The 13,413-nt window shown below is 55.1% G+C and carries 10 protein-coding genes and 1 pseudogene; 7 read left to right on the top strand and 4 right to left on the bottom strand.

The genetic code is table 11. The features are described from left to right. Window positions 1–44 precede the first annotated feature (44 nt). The 3 genes from BM485_09115 to BM485_09105 all read right to left on the bottom strand — a co-directional run bounded on the left by BM485_09115 (window position 45) and on the right by BM485_09105 (window position 2,990). Entirely contained in the window at window positions 45–1,265 is a 1,221-nt protein-coding gene (locus tag BM485_09115; GenBank protein OKY75408.1) for an IS256 family transposase, read from the bottom strand. Between the two features lie 64 nt (window positions 1,266–1,329). Next, window positions 1,330–1,980, bottom strand: a complete 651-nt coding sequence (locus BM485_09110; protein OKY75407.1) for a type III-B CRISPR module RAMP protein Cmr1 — start codon at window positions 1,978–1,980, stop codon at window positions 1,330–1,332. Window positions 1,981–2,063: 83 nt separating this feature from the next. Continuing rightward, window positions 2,064–2,990 carry a hypothetical protein gene (locus BM485_09105; GenBank protein OKY75406.1) on the bottom strand — a complete coding sequence of 309 codons (927 nt, stop codon included), beginning with the start codon at window positions 2,988–2,990 and terminating at the stop codon, window positions 2,064–2,066. Window positions 2,991–3,522: 532 nt separating this feature from the next. Between BM485_09105 and BM485_09100 the strand changes: the two genes are divergently transcribed. The 4 genes and pseudogenes from BM485_09100 to BM485_09085 all read left to right on the top strand — a co-directional run bounded on the left by BM485_09100 (window position 3,523) and on the right by BM485_09085 (window position 4,913). Further along, window positions 3,523–3,804, top strand: a complete 282-nt coding sequence (locus BM485_09100) for a hypothetical protein (GenBank protein OKY75405.1) — start codon at window positions 3,523–3,525, stop codon at window positions 3,802–3,804. Then, window positions 3,785–4,084 carry a hypothetical protein gene (locus BM485_09095; protein OKY75404.1) on the top strand — a complete coding sequence of 100 codons (300 nt, stop codon included), beginning with the start codon at window positions 3,785–3,787 and terminating at the stop codon, window positions 4,082–4,084. The genes BM485_09100 and BM485_09095 overlap by 20 nt, the downstream gene beginning before the upstream one ends. Window positions 4,085–4,093: 9 nt before the next feature. Next, window positions 4,094–4,183 (top strand): annotated as a pseudogene (locus BM485_09090) (hypothetical protein). A 205-nt stretch (window positions 4,184–4,388) separates the two neighbouring features. Further along, window positions 4,389–4,913, top strand: a complete 525-nt coding sequence (locus BM485_09085) for a hypothetical protein (protein ID OKY75403.1) — start codon at window positions 4,389–4,391, stop codon at window positions 4,911–4,913. A gap of 80 nt (window positions 4,914–4,993) precedes the next feature. Here the strand turns inward: BM485_09085 and BM485_09080 are convergent, their stop codons facing one another. Next, window positions 4,994–5,290, bottom strand: a complete 297-nt coding sequence (locus tag BM485_09080) for a hypothetical protein (protein OKY75402.1) — start codon at window positions 5,288–5,290, stop codon at window positions 4,994–4,996. Between the two features lie 27 nt (window positions 5,291–5,317). Here BM485_09080 and BM485_09075 point away from each other — a divergent pair, with 27 nt between their 5' ends. Genes BM485_09075 through BM485_09065 form a run of 3 tightly spaced genes read left to right on the top strand, consistent with a single transcriptional unit; the run spans window position 5,318 to window position 13,412 of the window. Beyond that, a complete protein-coding gene (locus tag BM485_09075; GenBank protein ID OKY75401.1) occupies window positions 5,318–6,433 on the top strand; it encodes a hypothetical protein in 1,116 nt (371 codons plus the stop codon). A gap of 60 nt (window positions 6,434–6,493) precedes the next feature. Beyond that, on the top strand, window positions 6,494–9,793 hold the full coding sequence (locus BM485_09070; protein ID OKY75400.1) for an exodeoxyribonuclease V subunit gamma: 3,300 nt from the start codon (window positions 6,494–6,496) through the stop codon (window positions 9,791–9,793). Further along, window positions 9,780–13,412, top strand: a complete 3,633-nt coding sequence (locus tag BM485_09065) for an exodeoxyribonuclease V subunit beta (GenBank protein OKY75399.1) — start codon at window positions 9,780–9,782, stop codon at window positions 13,410–13,412. Before BM485_09070 ends, BM485_09065 begins: the two co-directional genes overlap by 14 nt. The last annotated feature ends 1 nt before the right edge of the window (window position 13,413 follow it).

Genomic DNA, 13,413 nt, shown 5'->3' with positions numbered 1-13,413 from the left:
GGGCCTGTAAAGAATTTTGTGTAAATGGTTTTCATTTTTAATTTTCAATATGCAGGCATTCTGTCGCCGAACAAGATTGAAAAGCGGTTCAAGGCAGCCTTCCAGTCTCTGATTGGCATAGTCCATTTTTTGGCGATATTGTTCAGCGCCATGTAAAGCAGTTTAAGCATCGACTCGTCATTGGGAAATGAACCCCGGTTCTTGGTAACTTTGCGCAGTGACATGTTCAACGACTCAATAGCATTGGTGGTATATATCACCTTGCGTATCTCGGGCGAATACGCAAAAAATGGGGTGATTCTTTCCCAATTTCTTCGCCAGGATTGGCCGATGGACGGATGCGTTTTGTCCCATTTTTCTTCAAAGGTCATCAGTTCCATTTCGGCCTGCTCGGCTGTTGGCGATTGGTAAATGGCCTTGAGATCCGCAGCCACCTCTTTGCGCTGTTTCCATGAGACATATTTCAGGGAATTGCGCACCATGTGGACGAGACAGAGCTGGACCTGGGTGAAGGGGAAAACCGTCTCAATGGCTTCAGGAAAACCCTTGAGGCCATCGACGCAGGCAATGAAAATATCCTGCACGCCACGGTTTCTTAGCTCAGTCACTACCTGCAACCAGAACTTGGCGCCCTCGTTTTCGGCAACCCACATTCCCAGGACATCCTTGACGCCGTCCATGGTGATGCCAATAGCCAGATAGACCGCCTTGTTCTTAACATGCCCATTGTCGCGCACCTTAACCCGGATAGCGTCCATGTAAACAATGGGATAAATGGGGTCCAACGGGCGATTTTGCCAAACTTTAACCTCGTCAGCAACGGCATCGGTGACCGTTGAAATCAGGGTGGGAGAGACATCAACTCCGTAAATGTCTTCCAAGTGCCCCTGAATCTCCCTGGTAGTCATCCCTCGGGAGTAGAGAGAGATAATCTTGTCGTCAAAGCCGGGAAAGCGGGTTTGCCCTTTGGGAATGATGACCGGATCGAAACTGCTGTCGCGGTCGCGCGGGACCTCAATCGGCATTTTACCGAAGTCGCCCTTGATGGTCTTTGCAGAGTTACCATTTCGGGCATTACCGCCTTTGGTGACGATGGTTCCATGTTTTTCGTGGCCCAGGTGGACGGTCATTTCCGCCTGTAACGCCCGCTCCAGTAAGGCCTTGGTGAGCTGCTTGAGCAGCCCGTTTTCACCGATCAGTTCTTCGGGCTTCTGGTAATTGTAGTCGGCAAGTAAACGATCCAAAATTTCTTTATCAATGGCCATATGAGCTCCTTTTTAAAGGGTAGTTTTTTGACTTACTCAGTCATAGCCATTTACACAAACTATTTTACACCCTCGCTGAGGTAGCCCATGGGAAAACGGTAGAGACTGGCGATGGTGCCAGGCTGCCATTATTTTTTAAGCGGAACCTGACGACACCGTTACCGCTCGCTTTTTTCGCCCCCAAGGTGCCATGTCTTTCAATCAACGACAGGAGGATCTTCATCTTCTCCGCATCCTCAGGATCGGTGAATCGGAACGTCAGCGGAATGTTCTTTCCTGTGACGCTGTCCGGCATAAGGAACCACCCTCCAGCCCGTGGCCCTTTTTTCCCGGGATGAACTCGTCCGCTTGGCAGGAGAATTTTATCTTTCTCAGCAGCTTCAAAAAGCTTTTCTCCTTGCCCAATTTCCATGTTGAACCTTCGTTTCCAGCCTGTCGCGCCAAACAACTGGCAGACATCACAAAGTCCGGCTTTTTTCAGTCGTGCCCTTTTGGGCAGTTCGGGGTGTTTGGCATACGCATCCGCATCAAACTGGCATCCGCCGCTCTCATGATTTTTTACATTCCCGCCCAATCCCCGAATCATGGCTTCATACCACCAGCGCAGACTGCCGATGATCCCGGTCTCGTGCAGCCTGTCCATTTTTCGAGAATTGGCCCCTGCGGTCCACAGCGGAGTAAGGGTTTCGATCTCTATCGATAATGTTCTGCTCATTTTTTCCTCTCTTTTGAAACGAGGTAGTTTGTGATCTTTCCTGTCATTTCCCATGCTCACATACAAATATCGCCATCATTGGACTAACTTACCCCCACCCTCCCCAGCCCAAACGCCGTCTGTTTCCCCATATGCGTCACCTCACAATACTCAAGCAGCGGCAGAAATTCCGCCAACTCCCCTTCGTAAACCAGACTCCCCTGCAACCCGCCGATGAGCATGTTGGTTTTCTGGCGATTGCTGTAACGTTCAATATCCACCCATCGGCAGTCACTCGCCCTGGTTATCACCTGTTCGGCCTGTCGGACCAGGCCCCGGTAATCGAGCGGCGGTTCCCCGTGTCCAAAGGCATTCTCAAGGCCGGTGATGCGGCGCAGGGCGGCGCGGATGAGCAGGTGAAAGGGCAGGGTTTGCTGGAAACGGTTGTCGTGTTTTAAGCGCAGCGGGGTGAGGAGTGTAACGGTGAGGGAGTTGACAGGGCCGTCAGGCGGGGGTTGCAGCTCCAGGCCCGGCAGGGGAAGGCCGTGGGCGAGAATCTTTTTGTCACCGTCATAGAGGGTTGCGCCGTCTGATTCAACAGCGGCAAGGGCAAAACGTCCTTGGCCGTTTGCCACTTCCCGGCCCAGGCCGGTTTTACCCATCTGCTCCACCGCGTAGACGACATGGGGCAGATAGTCGTTGGCCTTGCCGAAGAGGGTGAGGCCGAAGGTGAAGGAATCGCCCTCCCCATACGCCCGGCTGTTGTCCGCCGGCGGCTGCAGCACGTAGGGATGGGGGAGCAGGGTGGTTTTGGTGGTGCCGTTGTATGGCGGGAGGGTGTGTGTTTCGAAGATGAGGGAATAGACGCAGGTCTGGACGAGCAAACAATCGGCGCAACTCCTGCGGCGCAGGGCGCAGACCACCTTTTTCAGGGCGTGGCCGAACGCGCCCCGCAGCATGGAACCCTTGAAGGCCGGCAATGCCGCCGGAGAGGTGAATCGACAATGAAAAATATACCTGCCAACCAGCATGAACACCCCCTTGCCCGGTCAATGCCGGGCGTTTCAATGGCGGGGGAAAAAGAAGGGGCGGAAAGCAGTCGCCCTCTTGCGCTAAATATCTGTCATATTAACAGCTTGATTTTTTCCATAACAAATAGACAGGTTAAAAGCAAAATAAAAATCTGCAAAGGCCAAAATAAATTGCAATTTAAACATGTTAGAGCATCTGGACGATGAATCAGGTGCAATCGGACGAATGTCAACCTCCCGCAGGTGGAAACAGTGGCTTGATCTTAAAAGAAAGCGATCAGGTTAACTGCTTATCTATGAATAAATATTTTGCATTTTTGCCATGATCCCTCGATAGTCCGCAAAAAACGGATAAGGAAGGAAAGCCATGGCACGCATCAAAACTTGGGAGATTTCTGACGAACTTTGGAACCTTGTGGACACATCCGCCCCAGGGGAGAGGGTATTTCCCTCTTTGTCGCTAAAACAAGCTTGAAAAAGACTTTATTCCGGCCTATATTTGAGATATAATCCTTATTAAATGGAGGCCGGAATGAAGCCTATTCATGTTGCGGAAGATATTGTTTCTCTCTCGGATTTTAAAAACCATGCGTCAAAGATGCTCCATCGCGTTCAGACTTCACATCGGCCTATTATCATCACTCAAAATGGGAAACCTGCCGGCGTCCTTATTTCTCCTGCCGAATTTGATTACCTGTCGGAGAAAAACAGGTTCATTGATGCTGTAAAGAGTGGTTTGGCAGATATTGAACAGGGCCGAGTATTATCGGACGAGGAGTTGGATAAGGCGCTGGATGAAACTGCAATGGGCTGAAACTGCCAAGAATGATCTGGTTGCCATCCGAGAATTCATAGCGGAAGACAATCCTGAAGTTGCAAAAAGCTGGATTGACCGTCTCAGGAAAAAAGCTCGGGACATTGTCCGTCAACCTCTTGCCGGGCGAAGAGTTCCTGAATTATCCCGTGACGATATCCGAGAAGTTCTGGAGCGGAATTATCGGATAGTTTACCAGGTGCATTCTGATATAATATCGATTTTGACCGTATTTGAATCTCATCGCCTTTTGCCGGTCGAAAACATTTCAAAGCCTTAAAGTGGATCCCTGAGTCAAGACAAAAAAACACTGAGTTTCAGCTGGATCGATTTCTATAACACTCGGCGGCCTCATGCCAGTCTGGACGACAAGACCCCCCATGAGGTGTATCGGCAACAAAACCGGCCCGGCTCCACCGTTCCGGCTGGCGGCATAACCATGAAGGCCTTCCACCGTATTTCCGTTGCCACACTGTCCGAAGATCGGTACCAGCTCTGACACCATGAGAAATTTCCACTAAAAAATCACATAAAAACAGAGAAATGACATGGGTAGTGGCCGGAAAGTCTTTATAAGAATATGTGTGGTGTTTTTTTATCTTGCGGTCTTTGGCGGTATTCAGATCGGTCTGCATCAGTACATGTCAACGAATTCCCCCCTGAACCATATTTTTTATAATGAAAAAATAACCCCTGATTATTTCCCGGTTCTTCTCAAAACAGATGGCAACAGCGGCAACGATGAGTTGTTGGTGCGAAGTTTATCCATGGATGATTATGGGGCATCGGGATCAAAAAAATTACAGGAAGAATGGAATATATACCAGGACCCCGGTGCGGGGCGGCTGGCCGATTCGGACCTGGTTGCGTTTGTCGTGGAATCAATGTCCTTGACCCGCAGGAAAATCACCCTCTCCTTGGAGGAAGAAAATAAAAGGAGATTGTCGATTTACACTTATGAAGTCGAAGACAATCGCATATATCCCCGTGAATACCTCCTGCAAACCTCTGTGGGGGACAATTTCAACCCCATGCCTTTTACTGTTGGCCTGACCTTGTTCATTATGTTGCTTGTTGAAAAATTTGTGGTGAAAAGACTGGCGCAATAAACGTTTGACGGTCGGGCAGACGGGATACAGGTTCCACAGGAAAAGCAGTCCGGTATACTGTTTTTTTCAAAATCGCATCTTTACCTGAAGTAAACGAAGACAAATGCGCGTTTTTCTTGAGCGATCCGCGGCTTTGAGTTGGCAAGCGATTCCCTGATATTTTCTCCGCTCGCTGACAGCGGGAGATTCCCGGCAGCCTTTGCCGACCAGCACCTTTGCCTGTATAAATTCACCCGTTTTCCCTCGTCATTTCTTTGTTCTCCATCCTTTTCGTCAATTGGCGTATTCCTTGCAGTATTTTCTCTCCGTAGTGACGTTTCGTAAAACAAATCCTTAAATATCAATAATGTAGGAATTGGTCGCACTGAGCGATTCATGGAGCAAGGTGTCAGGAGAGTGACTCCTTGCCGGCGGAAATTCGACATCTGGAGGAGGAAACCATGGGAACATTTTTGCGGCAGTTTGTTTTTCTGTTTGTCGGCATCGTGCTGCGCTGGCCGCTTTGGTTGGTCATCGGCATTCTGGGCAGATTCGGCTTCTGTCGCATGATTTTTCTGGTTTACCCCACCGATGAGCTGGAATGCAGCGCTTTCTGCCCGAATATCAAGCTGCTGCGGAGATTTTTTTCCGGCAGGCCCACCCCGGGCGGCCTGATCATGCAGGGTTTTTTTCCTCTTGGTTTTTACCTCGTCATTCCAGATTTGCCGGAGGAGCTGGCCGGCAAAAAAAACAGGGAACTGGCTCAGGCCATTGTGCGGCGGCTGTTGTGGATCCGCCGTCTGGCCGGAGCGCAAACCATCGGCCTGGCCGGCCGGCTTGGCCCGATTTTTTCCAGGCGCCATAATATTGACATGGCGCCGCCCCTGTTCAGCAGCATCAACGGCAATATTTTCAGCATCCATGAGGCAATCCGCCGGGTCAGCAGCGCGCGCTGCATATCCCGCATGGGCGCGAAAATCGCCATTATCGGCGGCGGTGAAATGGGACTCGGTTTGCAGCAATTTCTTGAAAAAAGCGGATCACGCTGCCGGACGGTGAATGTCCGTTTTTCCCGGAGCGGAAAAATATACCCGCTTGTTGAAGAAGAAAGTCGTGCTTCTTTGGCCGAGGCAGATCTGATCGTCAATCTGCTGCCGCGCGGCGAGGATTTTCTTCATGGCGATTTTCACCGCATCGCTTCGCCCCAGGCGGCTGTCATCGATTTTTCCCGGCCCGCTGTTGAACAAAGCAGGGTGCGACAGCAATTATACTTCGGCAACCGTCTGCAACGCCCAGGGAGCCGTTTCATGCCGGCCCTGCCCGGAGGCTGGCAGCAACAACAGCTGCCGGCCTGTTCGCTGCCGGCCATGCTGGCCATGCTGTCCGGCCAGGTCTGCGAGGAACTGGAAGTTTTTTGCCGGCTGGCTCGGAGCTATTGTTTTGAATCATCGCTTGCGGACCTGACACCGGCTCATGCAGTCAGCCTCCACGAAGTCCCGGAATTTTCCGCGGGCGGAGAAGCGGTTGGCGGTTTTGAATAAAACACTTCGCAAGAAACGGCAATTTTCATTATAGTGGCAGGTCCGACCTGGAGGAGGATCATGCCCCTTTATTTTCACAGCAGCAACCGGCTTGAGAAGCTGGCCGACCTCTTTGCCGCGTCAGTTGGCTCGGCTGACTCTCCTTTTACCCGGCAGACAGTGGTGGTGCAGACCGCCGGCATGGGCCGCTGGCTTTCCCTGCGTCTTGCCGAGCGCAACAAGATCTGCGCCGGGGTGGAATTTCTTTATCCGAACGCGGTTATTGAAAGGTTGTTCGGGCTCGTACTGCCCGAGGCGCCCGGCAAGGGGCCGGTTGATCAGGCCGTGTTGGTGTGGCGGGTCATGGAGCTGCTTCCCCGTCTCTGCCGGGACGCCGTGACCGCCGAGGCCTTTGCGCCGGTTCGCGGCTATCTGGCGGATGATGCCCGGGGTGTCAAGCTTTACCAGCTTGCGGTGAAAATTGTTGATCTCTTTGATCAGTACCAGATTTACCGTACCGACATGATCCTTGCCTGGGATTCCGGCCGCGACTGGTTTGCCGCCCGGCCGGCATACGGCGAGCGGCATGCCTGGCAGCAGATTCTCTGGCAACGGCTCGAAATGGCCGCCTCCCGTGCCCGTTCCTATCAGACATTCATGCAGACCTTGGCCGCCCTTGACCCTGCCGGCAAAAAGAATCTTCCTTGCCGTCTGACTTTGTTCGGCGTCTCGGTTATCCCGCCGTTTCACCTTGATATCCTCATTGCCGCGGCCCGGCATATCCCTATCGATTTTTACATCTTGCAGCCCTGCCGGGAATACTGGGGCTTCATCAGAAGCAGCAAGGAGATCCGCAAGGTCGAGCGGGCATCCGGCGGCACGGCGCGGGAACTGCTGCTTGCCGAAGTCAATCCGCTGCTTGCCTCCCAGGGCATCCTTGGTCGTGATTTTTTGAACATGATGCTTGAACTCGACGATGAGGGCTATCTGGCGGAGGAGTACTTTGACGAGCAGTCCGCTGATTGCCTGCTTCATCGTGTGCAGCGGGATCTGCTCGATCTGGTCAATCCGGAGGAAGACGAACCGGTTGATTGGGATCCGGCGGACAGATCCATCCAGTTTCACTCCTGTCATTCCCCTTTGCGCGAAGTTGAGGTGCTGTATGACCAGCTGCTGCGCATGATGCAGGAAAACAGCGAGCTGGTCCCATCCGACATCCTGGTGATGGTTCCGGACCTGCCCGGTTATGCCCCGTTTATCCGGGTCGTCTTTGAAAATCCCTACTCCGGAACAACGAAGCTGCCTTTTTCCATTGCCGATCTGCCGTCACCGGGGCAGCAGGTCATGATGGATGCCTTTCTTCATGTCCTTGGTCTTCTGCGTGGACGATTCAAGGCATCGGAGGTGCTTGGCCTTCTTGACAACCAGGCGGTGGCGGCCAGGTTCGGCCTGACGGAAGACGAGCGGGAGGTGCTGCGGCAGTGGGTCGATGAGGGCGGCATCCGCTGGGGGATTGACGGCGATATGCTGGCGCAGGAGGGGCTGCCCGTGCACGATCAGGTGTCATGGAAGGCGGGCCGGGAGAGGCTGCTGTTCGGCTACGCCATGGCCGGCGAACAAGGGCGGTCCGTTGCCGCCGTTTTTCCCTATGCGGATTTTGACGAGGACTTTTCCCCCCTGCTGGGCAGGTTTCTTGATTATTACGACACCCTGGTCCGATTCAGGAAGCACATCGAGAAAAGTGAGGCAGTGGGCTGCAGCCTGGCCGGCTGGGGGCAGATGCTGCTTGACCTGCTTGCCGCCCTTTTTTCCGCCGAGCCGCCCTTTGACAATGACTTTCTCTTCCTGCAGCGCCAGTTCGGTACCTTTGCCGACGAGGAAAAGCAGCTCACCGCGTCACCTGCGCTGACCCTGGAGACGGTGCGCGCCTGTCTTGCCGAGCGCTACAATGCAACCCTGCATGCCCGGGGGTTCATGGGGGCGGGCATTACCTTCTGCGCCATGCTGCCCATGCGCAGTATCCCCTTCAAGGTCATTTGCATGATCGGCATGAATGACGGCGTCTTTCCCCGGCTGAACAGGCCGCTGGAATATGACCTGACCCAGGTGGAACGCCGCCTGGGTGACCGTTCGGCCAAGGAGAACGATAAATATCTCTTTCTGGAAACACTCATCTCCGCCCGCGACACCCTTTATATCAGCTACACGGGCCAGAGCATTGCCGACAACAGTCCCGTGCCTCCATCGGTGCCGGTCAGCGAGCTGCTTGATTACCTTGGCCTGCGCTTCCGTTCTTTCCGGCAAGAGTCTGGGGATTGCGTCGTCCGGCATCGTCTGCAGCCGTTTAACAAGGAATATTTTCAGGCCGATTCGCGACTGGTATCCTTTTCCGGGGAAAACTGCCGGGCCGCGCAGGCGGCTTTGGCCCGGCGACGGGCGCCGATCTTTTTCAACGGACCGCTGTCCGTTGCCGAGGAAAGCGAGGAGGTGTGGCTTGATGATCTGCTCCGTTTTTTCAGGCATCCGGTGAAATACCTTTATAACCGGGTGCTGCATATTCATCTGGACAGCCGGACCGGCATCACCCAGGACCATGAATTCTTCACGCCGGACGCCCTGCAGCGATACCGGCTCAAGGAGGAGCTGTTGCCAAAGCCGGGTGCCGCCGGACGGTCTCTCGCGGAAAAGGTGCGCCGGCTGAAGGATTGCGGCATGCTGCCCCTGGGCAATCCCGGCGATTTTTACGCTGATGAGCTGCAAACGGAAATGGCCGCCTTCACCGGCTGGCTGGGAGATTTGATCCGCGAGCCGCTTCCCGCCCGCAAGGTTGATCTGACGCTGCCGTCCGGGGTGCTTTTAACCGGAACCCTGGGCAACCTCTTTCACCAGGCGCAGATTTTTCTCCGCCCGGCGCGACTGGGGGCGGAGAAAAAGAAAACGGGCTTCATTGCGGTGGAGAGCAAGAAGGATCTTGTCCAGGCCTGGCTGCTTCATCTCGTGCTGAACGGCCTGGCCGAGGATGGCCCCCGGAGCACTCTGTGCGCCGGGGTCGATCGGAGCGGGGTTTCTTTCGCGCCGGTGGATGGGGCCGCGCTGCTGCTGGATGAGCTGGTTTTGATCTACCGGCAGGGCCTGCACTGCCCGGTCCGTTTTTTTCCGAAGTATTCCCTGGCCCTGCACGAGGGCAAGGAACTTGCCGCCGTCCGCGCCGGCTGGAACAGCGACACCCATGACGGCTTGGCCGATCTCTACAATCGTCACTGTTTCGGCGAAACAGAAGTGCTGGACGAGACTTTCGTCGCGCTTGCCGAGGAAATCGGCGTGCCTCTTTTTCATCATCTGCGCCTTTTTGAGGGGGGAGAGTCCGTTGCGAAATCTTGATCTTGCGACCTGCGCACTGGAAGGCACCAATCTGATCGAGGCCAGCGCCGGGACAGGGAAGACCTATACCATCGCCGCCCTTTTTCTCCGGCTGATCGTGGAAAAGAATATTCCGGTTGAAAAAATTCTGGTGGTGACCTTCACCCGCGCCGCCACCGAGGAGCTGAAGGAACGGCTGTACGCCGTGCTGCAGAATGCCCGGGAGGTTTTTAGCGGCAGGATGACCTGCCGGGAGGAGTTTCTCGAAAAACTGCGTCAGACCCCGGAGGTCGGCGCGCTGGAAAAGATCAATCGGGTGCGCCGGGCCATCCGCGATTTTGATGAGTGTGCCGTGTACACCATTCACAGCTTCTGCCGGCGCCAGCTCATCGATAACGCCTTTGCCGGCGGCGCGCTGTACGATACCAGGGTTGTCACCGACCTCGCCGAACTGATCATGGACTGTTTGCGCGATTTCTGGCGCAGCCATGTCTATGACGAATCCCCCCACATTCTCGGGTCGCTGCTGAAAAAAGGGATTGATGGTTTTTTCCGGCTTTACCGGATCAAGGACCGAAATCCCGGCCTGCGGATCGAGTCCGGAGCGGAAAGGCCGGCGGGCCGCGCGGAGATTGAGGCCGCCTTTGCCGATCTGCGCGATTTGTGCTCTTCCCTGAAAAAGCAGTGGCCGGATGAACCGGCAGGGGCGGTGAAGTGGCTGCAGCTGGAACGCAAGCTGCTCGACGGCAGGTCGTACCGGCGTGATTACGTGGAAAAAGCGGCAATGGAAATCGACCGGTTTGTCCGCTCCGACCAGCCGGTAATCGATGAGGAGGTCAACCAGGCCCTTGTCTGGTTCGGTTCGGAAAAGCTGGGGCAAAAGGCCAAGGATCCCGCCGTTATCCCGCTTCATCCCTTTTTTGCACTGGCAACAACGATAAATGGCCACTATGCGCATTTCCAGAACCTGTGCGCCTCTCGTCTGCGATATCTGCAAAAAGAGATGTTCTCCTACATGGACAAACGGCTCGATGAGCGCAAGCAAAAGGAGAATATCCAGTCATTCAATGATTTTCTCGTTCGCCTGCAGCGCAGTCTGGCAACGGGCGCCAACGGAGCCCTGGCCGAGGTCATCCGCAAACGCTATGATGCGGCGCTGATTGATGAGTTTCAGGATACCGATCCGCTGCAGTATGCTATTTTCAGCACCCTGTTTGCCGGAAGCCGCATTCTTTTTTTGATCGGTGACCCGAAACAGGCCATTTACAGTTTTCGCGGGGCCGATGTCTATGCATACCTGCAGGCGGCCGCCCAGGTCGACCATCGTTACACCCTGCCGAAAAACTACCGTTCCGATCCGCTTCTGGTTTCCGGGGTCAATGGCGTCTTTGCCGGTCGCGGCGGCGGCAATCCGTTTGCTGAAAAGGGTATCGGCTTTCAGCCGGTTGAACCCGCCGTTACCGTTTCGCCGCTTGTCGTTGATGGTGAAGAAAAACAGCCGCCGCTTGTCATCTGGACCGGTGCGGGGAGTGGCGGGGCGGAAGAAAAGGTGACGGCTGCTGTTGCAACTGATCTGGCCGGCCGGGCGGTTCTGTCGGAAATCCATCGCTTGCTTTCCCTGGCCGCGCAGGGCAAGGCCGCCCTGCGGCAGGCAGATGGCGGAAAACGACCGCTCAGGCCGTCCGATTTCGCCGTGCTGGTGCGCACTAAGGCGCAGATGATGCCGGTGCAGCAGCTTTTGATTCGGCACGGCATCCCGGCCGTGGTTTCAAGCGCCGGCAGCATTTTTGATGCGGAGGAGGCCGCGGCACTGGAACTTCTGCTCGCAGGCGTTGCCTCTCCGTCGCGGATGTCCGCCGTGAGCAGCGCCCTGGCAACACCGCTTTTCGGCATGACGGCAGGCAGTCTGCACGAGGCGCAAGTCGATCCCCTGAGATGGGATGACTGGTCGCTCGCCTTCAAGAACTACAATGACCTCTTTCACGGCAAGGGTTTTCTGGCCATGTTCCGCAGACTGCTGGTCGACCATGATGTCAAGGCCGTATTGATGGGTCGGATGAACGGCGAACGATCGCTTACCAATTTCCTCCATCTTGCCGAAATTCTTCATCTGCGCCAGGTGGAAAAAGGGGCCGGGATCAATGAGTTGCTCGGCTGGTTTTCTTCCCGGCGGCGCGAGCCGTCCCTGCGCGAAGAGGAACGGGAGCTGCGCATGGAAAGTGATGAAGAGGCGGTGCGGATTGTCACCATCCATAAAAGCAAAGGCCTCGAGTACCCCATTGTCTTTGTCCCCTTTGTCTGGGGAAGATCGGAAAACAGCGAAAATCTCTGTCATGACGATCAGGGCAGGATGGTCTTTTATCTCGATGATGAGGAATTTGCCGACAAGCGTCCGGCATCCTTCCGGGAGGCGCTGTCGGAAAATCTTCGTCTTTTTTATGTGGCACTGACCCGGGCCCGGCATCGCTGTTATACCTTCTGGACAAAGTTTGACAGCCGGTTCGGCGCCCACACCTCGGCCCCCGCCTATCTCTTTCATACGGATGGATCGCAAAACGATGCGCCGGACCCGGCCGAGGAAATGAAAAAACAGTATGATGCCTGCAAAACCACCAGCGCGGTGCGGGCCTGTCTGGAGAGTCTTTTTGCCTCGGCACACCACTGCGTTGCCGTCACCGATCTGCCGTGTCCGGGCGAACTGCCGTTTTTGTCGATCATGCCGGGGCAAAGCGTTCCGCAGCCGGCACTCTTTGCCGGGGCCGTCCCCCCGGCCCGGCAGATCAGCAGCTTTTCCGGACTGACCCGTGATCAGCACGGCGAGGGTGACGGCCGCAAGGACCGGGACAATGAGCAGTTCCCGCTTCCCCTCTCTCTGATTCAGCCCGCGGGCGGCAAGGAGCGGGAGTTTTCGATCTTTACCTTTCCGCGCGGGGCCAGGGCCGGGACCTTCATGCATGACATGCTGGAGCATCTCGATTTTCCCATGGTTCGGGATGCGGCGACGCAGCGGCTGGTTGCCGACGGCTTACGCCGGTATGGCTTTGCCGAGGCGTTTTGTCCTTCGATCCGCACCATGCTTGAGCAGGTGGTGGACCAGCCCCTTGACGGTTTTCAGCTGGCCGATATCAGCCGGGAGAAACGGATCAATGAGCTGGAATTCTACTTTCCCCTGCAACAGGTGAGTCCGTCCGAGATCGGCCGCCTTTTTTCCGGGATCAACAGCGGCCACTCCGAAATGTTCGGGGAGCGGAGTCGCGGGCTTCATTTTTCCCCCTTGCACGGCTATATGCACGGTTTTATCGATCTTGTCCTGGAGCATGGGGAGAAATTTTATCTCATTGACTGGAAGTCGAACCATCTGGGGGATAGTGCGGCGGATTATAACGCAAACGCCCTCAGCCGGGTGATGATCGAAAGTTATTACTTCCTGCAGTATCATCTCTATACCCTGGCCCTTCACCTGCATTTGCGCGCTTCGCTTCCGGATTACAGCTACGAACGTCATTTCGGCGGCGTTTATTATCTTTTTCTCCGCGGCATTGACGCCGGCCGTCCGGCGGCCACCGGTGTTTACTTCGACAGACCAGCCCGGACCCTGGTGGAAAGGATGGAAGAACTGTTTCTTCCCGGAGTTTGCTGAT

It is taken from the genome of Desulfobulbaceae bacterium DB1, from assembly GCA_001914235.1.
GTDB lineage: Bacteria > Desulfobacterota > Desulfobulbia > Desulfobulbales > SURF-16 > DB1.
This window is presented reverse-complemented; position numbering and strand designations above follow the sequence as displayed.

Excerpts from the sequence above, each read along its gene's own strand:
- BM485_09115 (OKY75408.1), bottom strand. The coding sequence starts at position 1,265 with ATGGCCATTGATAAAGAAATTTTGGATCGTTTACTTGCCGACTACAAT.
- BM485_09070 (OKY75400.1), top strand. The coding sequence starts at position 6,494 with ATGCCCCTTTATTTTCACAGCAGCAACCGGCTTGAGAAGCTGGCCGAC.
- BM485_09080 (OKY75402.1), bottom strand. The coding sequence starts at position 5,290 with ATGAATCGCTCAGTGCGACCAATTCCTACATTATTGATATTTAAGGAT.
- BM485_09110 (OKY75407.1), bottom strand. The coding sequence starts at position 1,980 with ATGAGCAGAACATTATCGATAGAGATCGAAACCCTTACTCCGCTGTGG.
- BM485_09105 (OKY75406.1), bottom strand. The coding sequence starts at position 2,990 with ATGCTGGTTGGCAGGTATATTTTTCATTGTCGATTCACCTCTCCGGCG.
- BM485_09100 (OKY75405.1), top strand. The coding sequence starts at position 3,523 with ATGAAGCCTATTCATGTTGCGGAAGATATTGTTTCTCTCTCGGATTTT.
- BM485_09095 (OKY75404.1), top strand. The coding sequence starts at position 3,785 with ATGAAACTGCAATGGGCTGAAACTGCCAAGAATGATCTGGTTGCCATC.